The sequence below is a fragment of the Arthrobacter sp. MDT2-34-1 genome (assembly GCF_059091365.1).
This window is the reverse complement of sequence record NZ_JBNHGO010000001.1, coordinates 1,038,725-1,054,555: the sequence shown is the minus strand read 5'-3', so window position 1 is coordinate 1,054,555 and position 15,831 is coordinate 1,038,725. Positions and strand designations below refer to the sequence as shown.

The 15,831-nt window shown below is 70.5% G+C and carries 16 protein-coding genes; 10 read left to right on the top strand and 6 right to left on the bottom strand.

Annotated elements, in window-relative coordinates:
* The first annotated feature begins 270 nt into the window (after positions 1–270).
* The 4 genes from AC5RVV_RS04810 to AC5RVV_RS04795 all read left to right on the top strand — a co-directional run bounded on the left by AC5RVV_RS04810 (position 271) and on the right by AC5RVV_RS04795 (position 4,546).
* Positions 271–1,845: a S1C family serine protease gene (locus AC5RVV_RS04810; protein WP_494000245.1), complete on the top strand. Its 1,575-nt coding sequence runs from the start codon at positions 271–273 to the stop codon at positions 1,843–1,845.
* Between the two features lie 158 nt (positions 1,846–2,003).
* A complete protein-coding gene (locus AC5RVV_RS04805; RefSeq protein ID WP_494000244.1) occupies positions 2,004–2,819 on the top strand; it encodes an electron transfer flavoprotein subunit beta/FixA family protein in 816 nt (271 codons plus the stop codon).
* Positions 2,820–2,852: 33 nt separating this feature from the next.
* A complete protein-coding gene (locus AC5RVV_RS04800) occupies positions 2,853–3,797 on the top strand; it encodes an electron transfer flavoprotein subunit alpha/FixB family protein (RefSeq protein ID WP_494000243.1) in 945 nt (314 codons plus the stop codon).
* Positions 3,798–3,802: 5 nt separating this feature from the next.
* The gene (locus AC5RVV_RS04795; protein WP_494000242.1) at positions 3,803–4,546 is read left to right on the top strand and encodes a PIG-L deacetylase family protein; all 744 of its coding nucleotides are present in this window, start codon (positions 3,803–3,805) and stop codon (positions 4,544–4,546) included.
* A gap of 132 nt (positions 4,547–4,678) precedes the next feature.
* Here AC5RVV_RS04795 and AC5RVV_RS04790 read toward each other — a convergent pair whose 3' ends face one another.
* From AC5RVV_RS04790 to AC5RVV_RS04780, 3 genes are all read right to left on the bottom strand, one after another.
* Positions 4,679–5,263, bottom strand: a complete 585-nt coding sequence (locus AC5RVV_RS04790; protein WP_494000241.1) for an anti-sigma factor — start codon at positions 5,261–5,263, stop codon at positions 4,679–4,681.
* Between the two features lie 73 nt (positions 5,264–5,336).
* Entirely contained in the window at positions 5,337–5,804 is a 468-nt protein-coding gene (locus tag AC5RVV_RS04785) for a tRNA (cytidine(34)-2'-O)-methyltransferase (protein ID WP_494000240.1), read from the bottom strand.
* A gap of 87 nt (positions 5,805–5,891) precedes the next feature.
* Positions 5,892–6,818, bottom strand: a complete 927-nt coding sequence (locus AC5RVV_RS04780; protein WP_494000239.1) for a J domain-containing protein — start codon at positions 6,816–6,818, stop codon at positions 5,892–5,894.
* 110 nt (positions 6,819–6,928) lie between these two features.
* Between AC5RVV_RS04780 and AC5RVV_RS04775 the strand changes: the two genes are divergently transcribed.
* Entirely contained in the window at positions 6,929–7,834 is a 906-nt protein-coding gene (locus AC5RVV_RS04775) for a diacylglycerol kinase family protein (protein WP_494000238.1), read from the top strand.
* Here the strand turns inward: AC5RVV_RS04775 and AC5RVV_RS04770 are convergent.
* The 3 genes from AC5RVV_RS04770 to AC5RVV_RS04760 are packed head-to-tail and all read right to left on the bottom strand — an operon-like array spanning position 7,756 to position 10,762.
* Positions 7,756–8,574 carry a pyrimidine reductase family protein gene (locus tag AC5RVV_RS04770; RefSeq protein WP_494000237.1) on the bottom strand — a complete coding sequence of 273 codons (819 nt, stop codon included), beginning with the start codon at positions 8,572–8,574 and terminating at the stop codon, positions 7,756–7,758. The genes AC5RVV_RS04775 and AC5RVV_RS04770 overlap by 79 nt on opposite strands.
* Positions 8,571–9,515: a dihydropteroate synthase gene (gene folP, locus AC5RVV_RS04765; protein WP_494000236.1), complete on the bottom strand. Its 945-nt coding sequence runs from the start codon at positions 9,513–9,515 to the stop codon at positions 8,571–8,573. Before folP ends, AC5RVV_RS04770 begins: the two co-directional genes overlap by 4 nt.
* On the bottom strand, positions 9,512–10,762 hold the full coding sequence (locus AC5RVV_RS04760; RefSeq protein WP_494000235.1) for an NAD(P)/FAD-dependent oxidoreductase: 1,251 nt from the start codon (positions 10,760–10,762) through the stop codon (positions 9,512–9,514). The genes folP and AC5RVV_RS04760 overlap by 4 nt, the downstream gene beginning before the upstream one ends.
* A gap of 177 nt (positions 10,763–10,939) precedes the next feature.
* On the opposite strand from AC5RVV_RS04760, the gene AC5RVV_RS04755 reads away from it, so the two are divergent.
* From AC5RVV_RS04755 to AC5RVV_RS04735, 5 genes are all read left to right on the top strand, one after another.
* Positions 10,940–11,596 (top strand): helix-turn-helix transcriptional regulator, encoded by a 657-nt coding sequence (locus AC5RVV_RS04755; RefSeq protein WP_494000234.1) that lies wholly within the window; start codon positions 10,940–10,942, stop codon positions 11,594–11,596.
* Positions 11,597–11,674: 78 nt separating this feature from the next.
* Positions 11,675–12,898, top strand: coding sequence for a cysteine desulfurase family protein (locus tag AC5RVV_RS04750; protein ID WP_494000233.1), 1,224 nt, complete (start codon positions 11,675–11,677; stop codon positions 12,896–12,898).
* Between the two features lie 89 nt (positions 12,899–12,987).
* Positions 12,988–14,124 (top strand): tRNA 2-thiouridine(34) synthase MnmA, encoded by a 1,137-nt coding sequence (mnmA, locus tag AC5RVV_RS04745; protein WP_494000232.1) that lies wholly within the window; start codon positions 12,988–12,990, stop codon positions 14,122–14,124.
* A gap of 174 nt (positions 14,125–14,298) precedes the next feature.
* Positions 14,299–14,664 carry a chorismate mutase gene (locus AC5RVV_RS04740; protein WP_494000231.1) on the top strand — a complete coding sequence of 122 codons (366 nt, stop codon included), beginning with the start codon at positions 14,299–14,301 and terminating at the stop codon, positions 14,662–14,664.
* 1 nt (position 14,665) lies between these two features.
* Entirely contained in the window at positions 14,666–15,739 is a 1,074-nt protein-coding gene (locus AC5RVV_RS04735) for a uroporphyrinogen decarboxylase/cobalamine-independent methonine synthase family protein (RefSeq protein WP_494000230.1), read from the top strand.
* Positions 15,740–15,831: the final 92 nt, after the last annotated feature.

The following is a 15,831-nucleotide window of genomic DNA, read 5'->3' as shown; positions in this document are numbered from 1 at the left end:
GGCGGATCCACCCACTCGTGATTCTATGGTCCTGCGTTTGGCACCGTCCACCACAGCCCTCCGCCCGCGGCGAACACCCGAGCAGCTCCTCCGCCGCATGTGGAGGACTGCGATACATCGATTGACCCTGCAGGCGGGCGTGCGGAGGCTTCCGGCGGGGCCGCGCCCCGCCCCGGCATACGGCTGGTTTCCAGATTCCTTACAGGAAACGTGCGACGTTATCCCAGCGAAGCCGTGCATAGTGGAATGCAGACCAAGAAAGGACCTGCCATGAGCGAGAACAACCAGGAGCCGCAGCAGCGGCCCGCCCGGCCGATGCCACCGTTGCCGCAGAATCCGCCGGCCTTCCGTGCCGGGGAGCAGCCGGCGGCAGCCGACGAGACCCAGCGGTTCCGTCGCCCGGCACCGGAAGCTGCGCGGCAGGTTTCGGCGCAAGACCAGGCCCGGCAGGAGCCCCAACACCACACCCCGCAGCAGCCTCAGTACGGCCAGCACGCCCCGGGCACGTTTGGCCAGTATGCCGTGCCGTCCTACGGCCCGGAGAACGCCGGCAGTCCAGGCGGCTACGGGGGACAGGGCCACACCCCCGGATACGGGAGCGGCAGCCACGGGCAGGGGAACGGCTACGGAAACCCGGCAGGCGGGCAGCGTGCCGGGGCGGGCGCCAGGAAACGCTTTGGCACCGGGACGCTGATCGCCGGCATGTTGCTGGCAGGCCTGGCCGGCGGTGGAGTCGCCGTGGGTTCGCAGGCGCTGGCGGACGGCTCGGCGGGCACCTCCATCACCGGCAGCGGTCCGGAGCAGCTGATCGTGAACAACACGGACTCGGTCAACGAGATCACCGCCGCGGCGGCCAAGGCCTCGCCGAGCGTGGTGACGATCTCGGTGGCCAGCGGCAACACCGGGGGATCAGGATCGGGCATCATCCTGGACACGGAGGGGCATATCCTCACCAACGCGCACGTGGTGACGCTGGGCGGCCAGACGGCTAATCCCGACGTCGAGGTGCGCACCAGCGACGGCGGCGTGCACAAGGCCAAGGTGGTCGGCACCGATCCCTTGTCGGACCTGGCCGTGATCAAGATCAATGCCAAGGGCCTCACGCCCGCAACGTTTGCCGACTCCGACAAGCTCAACGTCGGCGACACCACCATTGCCATCGGAGCGCCGCTGGGCCTGGCGGGCACCGTCACCGACGGCATCGTGTCCACCTTGAGCCGCACCATCAGCGTCTCGTCCTCCGCCGTGCCGGAAAATTCAGGTGACAGTGCCCAGCCGGGCCCGGGCGACCAGTGGAACTTCCAGTTCCCCGGCGAGGAACGGTCCTCGAACCAGGGCAGCATTTTCCTGAATGTCATCCAGACCGACGCGGCGATCAACCATGGCAACTCGGGCGGTCCGCTCGTGAACACCAACGGAGAGGTCATCGGCGTCAACGTGGCCATCGCTTCCTCGGGCGAAGACAGCGGCAGCATCGGCGTGGGCTTTTCCATCCCCAGCAACTACGCGCAGCGGATCGCCCAGGACCTGATCGAAGACGGGACGGCGAGCCACGGCCAACTCGGTGTGACGGTGACGGCCAAGCCCTCCGGCAACTCCTCCGGCAACACCCAGTTCTCGGTGGGGGCGGCCGTCGTGGAGGTGGTTGAGGGATCGCCCGCGAAGGAGGCCGGCCTGAAAAAGGGCGACGTCATCACCCGGGTGGAAAACCGCGTCATTGACGACAGCCAGTCCTTGACCGCGGCCATCCGCGAACACGCCGCCGGCAGCACCGTGCAGGTCACCTACCTGCGTGGCGGCGAAGAACGCACCGTCGACGTGACCCTGGGCGAAGGCCAGGCCTGACCGCACGTCCCCGGTGAGGCACCAGCCCTCACCGGGGCGGCGCACAACGGCAGCCCCGCAGGTGTTTACCGCCGCGGCGATGCCGGTAAGGTTAGGGTGTTTGCAGCGGCCCGCAACACCCGCGCGGGCCGTGGACGGCGGAAGGAAGTTCAGCGAGGATGCAAAAAGCAGCAGGCACAGCCTTGAACATCGTGGTGCTGGTCAAGCACGTACCGGACGCACAGTTCGACCGGCACCTGACCGGCGATCCGGCAACGGTGGACCGCTCGGAGAGCATCCTGTCCGAACTGGACGAATACGCCATCGAAGCCGCCCTGCAGCTGGCGGAGGAGCGCGGCGGCCCGAAGGCCGGCAACCGGGTCATCGCACTGAGCATGGGCCCGGCAGCAGCGGCCACCGCCGTGAAGAAGGCGCTCCAGATCGGCGCCACCGAAGGCATGCACGTAAACGATGATGCCCTGGCCGGCTCGGACGCCGCCGGGACGTCGCTGGTGCTGGCGGCCGCCGTCCGCAGCCTCGGCGACATCGACCTGGTGCTCACCGGGATGGCATCCACCGACGGCGAAACCTCGCTGGTTCCGGCGCAGCTGGCCGAGCGCCTGGGCCTGCCGCAGCTGACCTTCGCCGCCAGCCTGGAGGTCGACGGGACCACCGTGCGCGCCCGTCGGGACGGCGATACCCACGCCGACAGCCTGGAAGCGGAACTCCCCGCGGTGGTATCGGTCACCGACCAGATTAACGAACCGCGTTACCCGAACTTCAAGGGCATCATCGCCGCCAAGAAAAAGCCCGTGGCCACCGTGTCGCTGGCGGATTTGGGCATCGAACCCGGCGCGGTCGGCACGGCGGGTGCCTGGACCGCCGTCGCCAAGGCAGAAGCGCGGCCGCCGCGGTCGCAGGGCACCATCATCACCGATGAGGGCGACGCCGGGATCCGCCTGGTGGACTTCCTGGCCGCCCAGAACCTGCTCTAGTCCGCCACGGAAACCGCGAAGGATATCGGCACCATGACTACTGTTCTTGTCTTCATCGACCGTCCCGGCCACGCCCTGCACAAGATCCACCGGGAACTGCTCACGCTCGCCCGCGGCATCGGAGAACCGGTGGCAGCATTCAACGGCGATCTCACCGACGCCCTGCGGACCGAGCTCGGGGAGTACGGCGTGGGCACCGTCTACCTGCCGGCCGCGGACGTGGACGGCGCCCTGGTGGCCCCGAAGGCCGCCTTCCTGGCGGCGGCCGTGCGCCAGGCCGCTCCGGCCGCGGTGCTGCTGGACAACACGTTCGAAGGCAAGGAGATCGCCGCACGGGCCGGCATCAAACTGTCATCCGGGGTCATCACCGACGCCATCGACGTCTCGGCGGACCTGACGGTCACCAAGAGCGTGCTGGCCGGCGCCTATACCGTGCAGGCCAACGTCACCGAAGGCACGCCGGTCATCACCGTGAAGGCCAATGTTGTGGCCGCGGCTCCGGCGGCCCAGGCGGCGGCGCCGCAGGTCGTGACGGTCGACGCCGGGGACTTCGGCCCCGCCGCCCGGATCACCGAACGCACCGAGAAGACCGCCACCGGCCGTCCTGACCTGACCGAGGCACGCGTCGTCGTGGCCGGGGGCCGCGGCACCGGCGGCGATTTCGCGCCGATCGAAGACCTGGCCGACGCGCTCGGCGGGGCGGTGGGTGCCTCCCGGGCCGCCACCGATGCCGGCTGGATCGAGCACTCGGCGCAGGTCGGCCAGACCGGCAAGACCGTCTCGCCCCAGCTCTACATCTCCGCGGGCATCTCCGGGGCCATCCAGCAGAAGGCCGGCATGCAGACCGCCAAGGTGATTGTTGCGGTCAACAACGACGCCGACTCGCCAGTCTTCGAGATCGCCGACTTTGGCATCGTGGGCGACCTGGCCACCGTCTTGCCGCAGGCCGCCGCCGAGATCCGCCGGCGGAAGGGCTAGCGGCGGTGACGGTTGAGGAATTTCAGCCAGCACGCGTCCTGGTCTTTGCCGCGCACCCCGACGACCTGGACTTCGGGGCCGCCGGCACCATTGCCCGCTGGACCGCGGCGGGCGTGGAAGTCAGCTACTGCATCATGACCGACGGCGACGCGGGCGGCTTTGACGACGCCCAGCGCGCCGGCATCGTCGAACTGCGGGCGGCCGAGCAGGCCAAGGCCGCAGCGCTGGCCGGCGTCACCGACCTGCATTTCCTGCATCAGCCCGACGGCTACCTGGAGCCCACCCACGAGGTGATCCGCCAGGTGGTGGAGCTGATGCGCCGCATCCGGCCCGACATTGTGCTGTCCATGCACCCGGAGCGTGCCTGGGACCGCATTCAAAAGAGCCACCCGGACCATCTGGCCTGCGGAGAAATCGTCACCCGCGCGATCTACCCGGCCGTGGAAAACCCGTACGCCTATCCCGAACTGCTCGAGGCAGGGCTGGCCGCCTACAAGGTGCCGTTCCTGTGGTTCTACGGCGGGCCGCGGGAACGCGAGAACCACTACGTGGACATCACCGACCACGTCGACACGAAGCTGGCCGCCATCAGGATCCACGCGAGCCAACACCCGGACTTGGCCGCCATGGACGCCCGCGTGCGCCAGAACCTGGCGGAGAACGCCATGCGCGGCGGCCTGCCCGGACGCAGCGCCGAGGCCTTCCACGTGGTGGAAATCAATACCCCGGAAACCATCGCCGGATTCTGACGCAGGCCGCAGACCGCCGGCCGATCTCCCGCTCACGCCGGCCCGGTGGGAGACCTGCGCCCCCACGGCGTCACGGTGGCAGGCCGCGCGGGTGCCTGCGCCCGTGCCCGGCAGGTGGCCGGCGGCGCCGGGCTACGGCGTGGCGAGCGGAATGACCACGGCGAACGGCAGGCGGGGCGATTCCGCTCCGCCGGGTGCCTCGATGGAGACGGCCAGTTCGCGGCTGGTGGAGATGCCGTCGATAACCACCGGCTTGCCCGAGGTGATGTCGGCGGCGTCGATGGTGCCGGCCGACACCGGCGCCGAACCGTCCACCGGAAGCCGCCAGACCTGGTACGTGCGCCCCTCGGACGCCTGGACGCCGTGGAACGTCAGGACGGCGGCGTTCTCGCGGAGCGACACCGAGGCATCCACGGTGCCGCCTCCCTCCAGTTCCTGCTGGCTGGCGAAGACGTCCGCGGCAGCCGTAACGTCCTGGTCCGAGGTTCCGCCCACGGTTTTCGCTACGGCGATGGCCCCCACCACCACGACGACGGCGGCCAGGGCAAGCAGCAGCCATTTGGTGACGGCCGGCATCGGCCGCCGCTCGGTGTCTTCCGATCCGCCGGTGAGCTGGTCGGCGTGCAGCACGGAGGCATCGTCATCCGGTGCGTAGTCGTTGTCCCCGGGGGAGTTTCCGGGGCTGGCCAGGCGATCAGATGGCTGGGGCGTATCCATAGGATTCAAGTCTATCCGTCCCCGCCGAAGGCAGGGTCCAGCCCGACACGCCGCCGCACCGCACAGCGTGGCGCTACAGTTTGGCCCCGGCAAAACCGTGCTGCCGCCACGCCTCATAGACGGCGATGGAGGCCGCGTTGGCCAGGTTCAGCGACCGCAGCGACGGAAGCATGGGCAGGCGCAGCCGCGCCGTGACGTGCGGATCCTGTTTGACCGATGCCGGCAGACCGACCGACTCCGGACCGAACATCAGCACGTCGTCGGGAGCGTAGGCGACGTCCGCGTAGGAGCGCTCCCCGTCGGACGCAAAAGCGAAGACCCGTTCCGGCTGCAGGGCGTCCCACGCAGCCTCCAGATCCGCGTGGACCCGGACCACGGCAAGATCGTGGTAGTCCAGCCCGGCGCGGCGCAGCTTGGAGTCTTCGAAGGTGAAGCCCAGCGGCTCGACCAGATGCAGTTCGGCTCCGGTGACCGCGGCCAGCCGGATGGCGTTGCCGGTATTGCCGGGGATTTCGGGGGCGTAGAAGAGGATGCGGAACACGGATTACATCCTAAACGCGCCTCAGCCGCGGCCCGGCATCCGGGCTGGCGGGCGGAGCAGCGCCCGGGCGGGCGGGGAAGCACGCCGTCAGGCGTGCATGCCGCCCAGCAACTTGGCGAGCGAGGGGACGTGCACGGTGTTTGGCGCCGGGCCGGAGGACAGGAACTGTTTGAGCTCGCGCACCAGCCGCGCCGCGTTGACCACGTGCACCGGGACGATCCCGTCCGGGTCGTAGCCGCGCGTGTAATCGATCACCGGTTCGTGGAGGTTCCCGTCGGCGGAGTGGATCACCGTCCAACCGGTGACATTGAGCTCCGGAAACAGTTCCTGCATCCTGCGCACCGCCGGTGCCAGCCTCGGCGGTTCCACGATCCGTCCGTCCTTGTGCAGGGTGCGGCCGTCCCAGCGGAAATTCCCCCGCGGCAGCAGCATCGAATCAATCAGTGCCAGCCGGTAGCCTGCCAACAGCGCGTGGTCGATGAAGCCGTTGTCCGCCGGCGAGTGCAGGCCGTTGACCAGCCGTGCGGACGGGATGGCCGGCAGGATCTGCCGGCTGATCAGCTGCGCCGTCAGCGCCTCGCGCCGCAGCCGGGTCCCGGCGCCGAAGATGCCACGCTTCCGCGGCGCCCCATGGATGTGTTGGCGGGCGATGTTCTCCGGCAATGCAGGGGACCCGTCCGGGGAGCCGTAGGCGGGAACATAGACGGGGGAGTCCGACGCCGACGGGCCGCGTTGTCCGGGCGCAGAGTGGCGGGGTCCGGGGCCGGCCGCGAAGGTTCCGGTGCTGTCCGTCGGGGCGCCCGGGCCGGCGGCACCGTAGGAACGGTCGTAGCGGGACCTGGCCTGCGGGTTGCTGAGGACTTCGTAGGCCTGGCTGACGCGGCGGAACTCGGCGGCATCCCCGCCATGGTCCGGGTGCGTGGCACGGGCGGCCCGGCGGTACGCGGCCTTGATCTGGTGCGCCGTGGCATTAACCGGCAACCCCAGGACGTCGTAGTGGGATAGGGGAATCACCGGCCGCCTCTCTGTCGGGTCTCGGGAGTCCTGCGCGAAGCCAAGTGTAACCGCCGGCCGCCTGTGTCGTACCGCAGCCGCGGGCCGCCGCGATGCCACAATGATCTGCTGTGACCCCGCTGCCGTCCTCCGCGCCGATCGCCGTCGCCGTCAACCCCCGCGCGTCCTTCGGAACGGCCGCCGGTGCCGGAGCGGAGGTCATGGCCGAGTTGGCCCGGCGTGGCCGCCCCGCCGTCGAGCTGCGGGCAGAAACGGGGGCCGCGCTCGCCGACCTGGTCGCCGGCGCGCTGCGCCGCGGGGTCTCCGCCCTCCTGGTGGTGGGCGGTGACGGAATGGTTCACTTAGCAGTCAACGCGCTGGCGGGCACACAGGTTCCGCTGGGCATCGTGCCGGCGGGCACCGGGAACGACTTTGGCCGGCTGTTCGGCCTGCCCGCCGGGCCGGCCGCCGCCGTCGGGCATTTCCTGCACGCCTTGGAGCAGCCGCGCAGTGTGGACCTGGGCCGGGTGACGCATCCGGACGGGTCCACGGCCTGGTTCGCCGGGGTGCTCTCGGCCGGCTTCGACGCGGCCGTCAACGACCGTGCCAACCGCTGGAGGTTCCCCCGCGGCCGGCTGCGCTATCCGCTGGCCATGCTGCGCGAACTCGCCTCCTTCCGGCCCATCAGCTACAGCCTCGTCGTGGACGGCGTGCCGCGGGAGGTCGACGCGATGCTCGTCGCCGTGGCCAACGGCCGATCCTTTGGCGGCGGGATGCGCATTGTGCCGGGGGCGGCGTACGACGACGGTTTACTGGATCTGTTCATCGTCTCGCCACTGTCCCGTCCGGCCTTAGTCGGCATCTTTCCGCGCGTCTACGCCGGCCGGCACCTCGGCCATCCGGCCGTCCGCATCGAGCGGGTCAGGACGATCCGGCTGGAGGCCGCCGGCGTCACCGCTTACGCCGACGGCGAGCGTATGGGGAGGCTGCCGGTGTCCGTGGACGTGGTCCCCGGTGCGCTGTCCGCGGCGGTGTAACGCAACAGCAGCATCGACCCGGACTCGAGCACCTGCCGCAGTTGAAGCCGCTGCAGCGACTCGCGCGCGCCGGGAACATGGTCCGATATCCGCTTCGCGGCCCCGCCGGCCAACACCGGGCTGATCGTCAGGCACAGCTCGTCCACCAGCCCCGCCGCCTGGAAGCTGCCGAAGAGAAGCGGCCCGCCCTCGCTGTGGATCTGCTCGTAGCCGCGGGCGGCCAGCGCCTTCACCACCCGCGCCGGTTCCACCCTGGTGGTGCCGGCGTCGAGCACGTCGGCCACCGGTTCCAGCGCCCGGCGCCGGGTCGCGGGCGACGCGGCGCTGGTCAGCACGATCGGCCGCACGGGCGCGGCGGTGAAGAATGCGCTGCCCGGGTCCAGGTCCAGCGACGCCGAGACCACGGCGACAGGCGGATGCGCACTCATGCCGCGGGCGAGGCGCCAGGCCTGGGACTCAGCCGAGAGCAGCTCGCCGCCGTAGCCTTCGGCCCGGATCGTTCCGGCACCGACCAGCAGGACATCGGCCAGCCTGCGCAACAGCAGGAAGACCCGCTGGTCCACCTCGTCGCCCAGGGTTCCGGAGCGGCCGGCATAGGTCGAGGCGCCGTCCAGGCTGGCCACGAAATTGAAGCGGACCCACGGACCGGAGCGAGGGAGATCGCCGTACCAGGCCAGCAGCTGCTGGTCGGTAGCCTGCTCCGGCCCAGGCGGCAGGAGGCGCCGGATCGGGCGCGTCACGGCGCCGCCGGTTCGTTGACGTCGCCCATGTTGTGCCTCAGGCAGGATGGTTCCCGCCAGCCCATCACGGCCTCGGTCATGCGGATGGCCGAGCTGGCTTCCGCGACGTTGTGCATGCGCAGGATCCGCGCCCCGTTCATGATGCACATCACCGCGGCGGCCAGCGAGCCGGAGAGCCGTTCCTGCTTGCGCTGCGCCAGCGTCTCGCCGATGAAGTCCTTGTTGGACACCGCCGCCAGCGCCGGGTAGCCGAGGGACGCGATTTCGGCAAAGCGCCGGGTGATTTCCAACGAATGCAGCGTGTTCTTGTTCAGGTCGTGGCCCGGGTCGACGATGATTTTCCCGGCCGGGATGCCCAGGTCGAGGGCCAGCTGCACCTTTCGTCGCAGGAACGCGGCGACGTCGTCGACCACGTCGTCGTAACGGGGGCGGGGATAGACGGTGCGCGGGGCGGCGAGCGAGTGCGTGATGACTAGATGCGCCCCGCCTTCCGCCACGACCGCCGCCAGCTCCGGGTGGTGCAATCCGGTGGTGTCGTTGATGACGTTGGCTCCGGCGCGGATGCTCGCTTCGGCCACCTCGGGCAGGAAGGTGTCGGCGGAGATGATGGCGTCCGAACCGGCCCGCACGGCCTCGATGACCGGAACAACCCGCTCGGCTTCCTCGCGCGCGGACAATGCCGGGCCCGGGGCGAACGGCACGCCGCCGATGTCCACCCAGTCCGCGCCCGCGGCCACCGCCGCCAGGGCGGCGTCGATGGCGGCCCGCCGGGTGAAGGCGCGGCCGGTGTCGTAGAAAGAGTCGGGGGTGCGGTTGACGATGGCCATTAGCGCCACCTGGCGGCGGAAGTCCATCCGTCGGACACCGAAGTCATGCACCGGGTGGTACAGCTCGGGCAGGAAGGCGCTGGACGGCGACCGCGTCGTCAGTGGCTGGCTCACAGGCTGGTCAGCTCCTTGTCGGGATTGGACAGGTCCGCGGCATCGACGCTGCGGCCGGAACGGATCAGGTCCTGGATGGGCTCCTGGACGTCCCAGATATTTACATTCATACCAGCCACCACCTTGCCCTCACGCAGCCAGAACGCGATGAACTCCAATGAGTCCAGGTCCTGGTAGTTGCCCCGGAACACCGGCTCACCCCGCGCCGACCAGGGGAAATAGCCGGAGTACTCCATGCCGATCCCGAACTGGTCGGTGTAGAAGTACGGGATGTCGTCGTTGGACGCGTCCTGGCCCAGCATGGCGGCAGCGGCGGTCTTCCCTTGGGCCAGGGCGTTCGCCCAGTGCTCGCTGCGCAGCGGGCCGCCGTAACCGGGATGGTAGGCATGGGCAACGTCGCCGGCAGCGTAGACATGCTCGGCGGAGGTGCGCAGGGTCTGGTCGGTGTCAATGCCGCTGGACACGGCCAGCCCCGCAGCTTCGGCCAAGGCGGTGTTCGGGACGGCGCCGATGGCCACCAGGACCAGGTCGGCGGGCAGGCGCTCGCCGTTGTCCAGGACAATGCCGGCGACCCTGCCCTCCCCGCCGTTGCCGTCCTCGCCGAAAATTTCCACCGGCCAGCGACGGGTGCGCAGCAGGACGCCCTCGCGGCGGTGGGTATCGGCGAAGATGCTGCCGATGGCGTCGCCCAGGGCGGGGGCGAGCGGGATGTCGCCGCGGCCCAGGACCGTGACCTCGTTGCCGAGCTGGCGCGCCGTGGCCGCAACCTCCATGCCGACCCAGCCCATGCCGATCACGACCAGCCGCTGGTCCCCGGAAGCCAGCACCGCGTGCAGGGCCCGGCTGTCCGCCAGCGTGCGCAGGTAGTGCACGCCGCCCAGCCCGGCGCCGGGCAGTTCCAGCCTGCGCGGCGATGCCCCGGTGGCCAGCAACAGCTGCGAGTACTCCACGGTGCCCGCATCGGCGAGCGAGACAGTACGCGCAGCGGGATCGAAGGATTCCACCGTGGTGCCGCGCAACAGTTGGACGCCGTGCTCCGCATACCAGTCGGGCTGCTGCACGAGCCCCGACTGTTCATCCTCCCGGCCCGCCAGAAAGCCCTTGGACAGCGGCGGACGAAGATAAGGGTGCTGGTCCTCGGCGCCGGCCAGCACGATCTCGTCGCTGAAGCCGCCGCTGCGCAGCTCCCTGGCCGCTGTCGCACCGGCCAGGCCGGCCCCGGCGATGACGATCGGTTTCCCAGCCATGGCAGCGCTCCTTCATGTGCCGGCGGGCACGCGGCGGGTCCGCCCCCTGGCCGCCGATCTGATGGAAGCACCGGCAGCTGCCTGTCGGGGCAGGGCCAGATGTTCTAAAATGAGTACATCCGACTTTAGAAACCGGTTCCGGATAAGTCAATGCACCCCCCCACCGGAAAGGACCCCATGGCCGACCAGCCGCCACCCGGACTCCCTGCCGTCTCGGCCCTGGGCGACGACGTCCGCCGCCGCCTCTTCGAATTCGTCCGCTACAGCGCCGAACCGGTGACCCGGGACCAGGCAGCCGCCGCCCTGGAATTGCCGCGCAGCACCGTGTCCCTCCAACTGGACGCGCTCGCCGGGCACGGACTGCTGAGCATCGAGTTCCGGAAACTCAGCGGTAAATCCGGGCCGGGCTCCGGCCGGCCGGCCAAGGTCTACGCGGCAGCGGTGCCCGAAGTATCGGCCTCCGTGCCGGAACGTGCCTACGGCCTGGCCGGCGAGTTGCTGGCCACGGCGGTCGAGGAATCGGCCAGGACCGCCCGCCCGGCGCATGAACTGGTGGCCGAGGCCGCCCGCGCCAAGGGCCGCGAACTGGGGGCCGGCGCCGGCGGCCTGGCGGAAGCCCTCGCCGCGGCGGGCTACCGGCCGCTGCCGGACGCGGCCGGTTTCGCGCTGGGGAATTGCCCGTTCCACCTGCTGGCCCGCAGCCACACGGAAACGGTATGCGGCCTGAACCTCGCCCTGCTGCAAGGGATGCTGGCCGGCTGCGCGGACCAGTCCCACGGCGTCGCCGCGGATCCGGACGGGCCGTTCTGCTGCGCCAGGATCAACCGGCGCTGAAATGCCTGCGGGCTTCGGGCCTCCCGGGGCCGGGCGACGGGCTGAAACCAAGCGCACCGGGGCATGTAAAATATTGGCGTGCCCGTGTACCTTGACCACGCGGCGACCACGCCCCTTGTGGCGCAGGCCCTGGCCGCACTCACCCATGAACTCAGCCGCAGCGGAAACCCCTCCTCGCTGCACGGTTCCGGCCGGCGTGCCCGCAGGGTGGTCGAGGACGCCCGCGAGACCATCGCCGCCGCGGCCGGGGCGCATCCGTCCGAGGTGATTTTCACGTCCGGCGGTACCGAAGCCGACAATCTTGCCGTCAAGGGCCTGTACTGGTCCCGGCGCGACGCCGACCCCCGGCGGCGGCGGATCCTGTGTTCGCCGGTGGAGCACCACGCCGTGCTCGACACGGTGGAATGGCTGGCGAAGCATGAGGGCGCCGAGGCGGTCTGGCTGCCGGTCGACGCCCACGGCGTGGTCTCCGTCGAGGCCCTGCGGCGGGAAATCGAAGCCGACCCCGCGGCCGTGGCGTTGGTCACCGTCATGTGGGCCAACAACGAGGTCGGCAGCGTCCAACCGATGGCAGAAATAGCCGCCGCCGCGAAGCGGCACGGCATCCCGGTCCACTCGGACGCCGTCCAGGCGTTCGGCCACCTGCGGGTGGACTTCAAGGCCTCCGGGCTGGACACCCTCGCCATCAGCGGGCACAAGATCGGCGGCCCGGTGGGGGTCGGTGCGCTGCTGGTCGGCAGGGACGTGAAGCTGACGCCCGTCCAGCACGGCGGCGGCCAGGAACGCGACATCCGGTCGGGCACCCTGGACACCCCGGCGATCGCGGCCTTCGCCGCGGCCGCGGAGGCCGCCGTCGGGCAGTTGCCGGAAGAAGCCGCACGGCTGGCGGAATTGCGCGACCGGCTCATCGCCGGCGTCGCGCGCGGCGTGCCGGAGGCGGTGTTGCGGGGCACCCCGGATCCGGAGCACGAGGGCCTGCGGCTGCCCGGCAACGCGCATTTCACCTTCCCCGGCTGCGAGGGCGATTCGCTGTTGTTCCTGCTGGACCTGGCCGGCGTCGAGTCCTCCACCGGCTCGGCCTGCACCGCGGGAGTGCCCCGGCCGTCGCACGTCCTGCTGGCCATGGGGCTGAGCGAAGAAGAAGCCCGCGGGGCCCAGCGCTTCACGCTCGGGCATACAACAACCGAGTCAGACGTTGACTCACTGGTGGCAGCGCTGCCGGAGGCATACGCGCGGGCCAGAAAGGCCGGGATGGCCGGCCACGTCTCCAGCATCCAGACCGCGGGCACGCAGTCCGGCTGAGGCCTCGGCGGACCGGGCAGGTGCGGTGGGGTGCACGGAACGTGGCGGCCGCGGCGGACACGACAACGAATCAGTAGGGAAACGAATTCATGAAGGTACTGGCAGCGATGAGCGGCGGCGTGGACTCCGCCGTGGCGGCGGCACGGGCGGTGGAGGCCGGCCATGACGTCGTGGGCGTGCACCTGGCCCTGAGCCGGATGCCCGGCACCCTGCGCACCGGCAGCCGCGGCTGCTGCACCATCGAGGATTCGCGCGACGCCTGGCGCGCCTGCGACATCCTGGGCATCCCGTACTACGTCTGGGACTTCTCCGAGCGGTTCAAGGAAGACGTGGTGGACGATTTCATCGCCGAATACGCCGCCGGCCGGACGCCGAACCCCTGCATGCGCTGCAACGAGCGGATCAAGTTCGCCGCGCTGCTGGAGAAGGCACTGGCGCTGGGGTTCGACGCGGTGTGCACCGGCCACTACGCCAAGGTCATCGAGGACGAGCACGGCAACCGCGAACTGCACCGCGCCGCCGACTGGGCCAAGGACCAGTCCTACGTGCTGGGCGTACTGACCCACGAGCAGCTGAAACATTCCATGTTCCCGCTGGCCGAAACGCCGTCCAAGGCCGAGGTGCGCGCCGAGGCGGCGGCGCGCGGGCTCTCCGTGGCGAACAAGCCGGACAGCCATGACATTTGTTTCATTTCCGACGGCGACACCCGTGGCTGGCTGGCCGAAAAGATCGAGATGGAGTCCGGTTCCATCGTTGACCAGGACGGCCAGGTGGTCGGCGAACACGAGGGCGCCAACGCGTTCACCGTCGGCCAGCGCCGCGGACTGAAGCTGGGCCGGCCCGCCCCGGACGGCAAGCCGCGGTTCGTGCTGGAGATCCGGCCCAAGGAGAACAAGGTGGTGGTGGGACCCGAGGACCTGCTGGCCGTCGACCAGATGCGCGGCATCAAGGTCTCCTGGGCGGGCCTGCCGTTGCCCGAGGTCGCGGCGCGCACCGAGTTCGACTGCATGGTGCAGGTCCGCGCGCACGGCGACCCGGTGGCGGCGCGGGCGCAGGCGGAGGTTGGCGAGGATGGCTGGCAGCAGTTGGTCGTGACCCTCATCGAACCGATGCGCGGCGTGGCCCCGGGCCAGACCATGGTGCTCTACCAAGGAACCAGGGTGCTGGGCCAGGCAACCATCGATTCGGCGCGTTCGCTGAGCTGGGACCCGGCCAACGTTTCCTAGATGAAGCGGCACGCCCGGCGCGGAACCCCTTCGTCCGGGCCGCGCCGGCGGCGATCGTCCTCTCGGGACGCGGGCCCGTGACGCGGGCCGGGGGCGCGGGCCGCGTCACGGGCGGTGCTTCACAGAGCGGTAACCGGTGCACCTCCCGCGCGGGCCGAACCATAAACTGGTGGCATGACCGACCCCCGCGTTGCCGATGACTACGACCCGACCGCCAGCTCCCTCTCCGACCAGGTGGCGCCCGAGGTGATGGCGGAGCTGTTGGCGGTGCGGGGAAGCATCGACAACATCGACGCAACGCTGGTCTATCTGCTCGCCGAGCGGTTCAAGGCGACCCAGCGTGTGGGGTACCTGAAGGCCGCGCACAAACTGCCGCCGGCCGACCCCGACCGGGAGACCGCCCAGATCAACCGGTTGCGGCGGCTGGCCGAAGAAGCGCATTTGGATCCGGCCTTCGCCGAGAAGTTCCTGAACTTCATCATTTCGGAGGTCATCAGGCACCATCAGGCCATCTCCGACGAGCACAACGGCGGCAACTGACATGGCCGCCGGTTCCCACGGGCCTGCCGCCGACGTGCCTGCCGGGCCCGGGCGGCCCGCCCACGTGAGCGCCACCGGGCTGGGCAGCTGGCCCGGCACGGAACCAGCCGAGGCCGCGCGCATCGTCCGCGGTGAACTGGGCGAGCCGAACCTGCCGCATCTGGTCGAGCTGCCGGACCGCGGCGCCGGGTCGGATCCGACCGCACGAACTGCGGGCATGCTGGAGGGGCTGTTCATCGATCTGCAGCCGCACGGCTGGCGCTTGGTGGACCGTCCGGGGCAGGACCACCGCAGGGCCGTGTCCGCGCTGCGGACCGACCTGAACGTGCTGGCCGATGTGGTCGGCGCCGAAGACCGCCCCGGCGACCAACTCAAGATCCAAATGCGCGGACCGATGTCCCTGGCCGCCAACCTCCACCTGCACAACGGCGAACGCGCCCTGATCGACGCCGGCGCCCGGCGGGACCTCGCCCAGTCGCTCGCGGCAGGCGCGGCCGGACACCTGGCCAAGGTCAGGGCCGCGTTGCCGGCCGGCACGGAACTGGTGGTCCAGCTCGAGGAGCCGGAGCTCGATGCCGTGCTGGCCGGGACCATCCCTACGGCCAGCGGATACCGCACCCTGCGGGCGGTCGCGGCCACGGAGGCCTCCGCCGCCTGGGACCTGGTGGCCGCCGCGCTGCGCGATGCCGGAGCCGTGGAGGTGGTCGCCCTGGTCCCCGCCGCCGATTCCTCCCTCGACGCCGTGGCCGGCAGCGGACTGGACGGGGTCGCCCTCCCCACCGGTGCCCTGACCACCCGGCAGTGGGAGACCATCGCCGCGGCGGTGGAAGCGGACCGGACCGTGTGGGCAGGCATCATTGACCCGGCAGTGGGCGCCGTCCCGCAGGTCAGCGCCCTCGTCGATGCGGTGGTCAGACCCTGGCGGCAGCTGGGCCTGCCGTTGACGCGGCTGCCGCGGTTGAGGATTACGCCTTCCGCCGGCCTGGCCGGACGTTCGCCGGAGACGGCGCGCGCGGTGGTCAAGCGGCTCACCCAGACGGCCGACGCCCTGAACCAGGTCGTCGCCGAGGCATGAGCCCGGAGCGGCTCCGACCGGGGCGGCCCCGACCAAAGCCGGCCGCGGGCGGCCGGCAAAGAATCCCGGATGCGGCGCTGTGTTGGACTTCG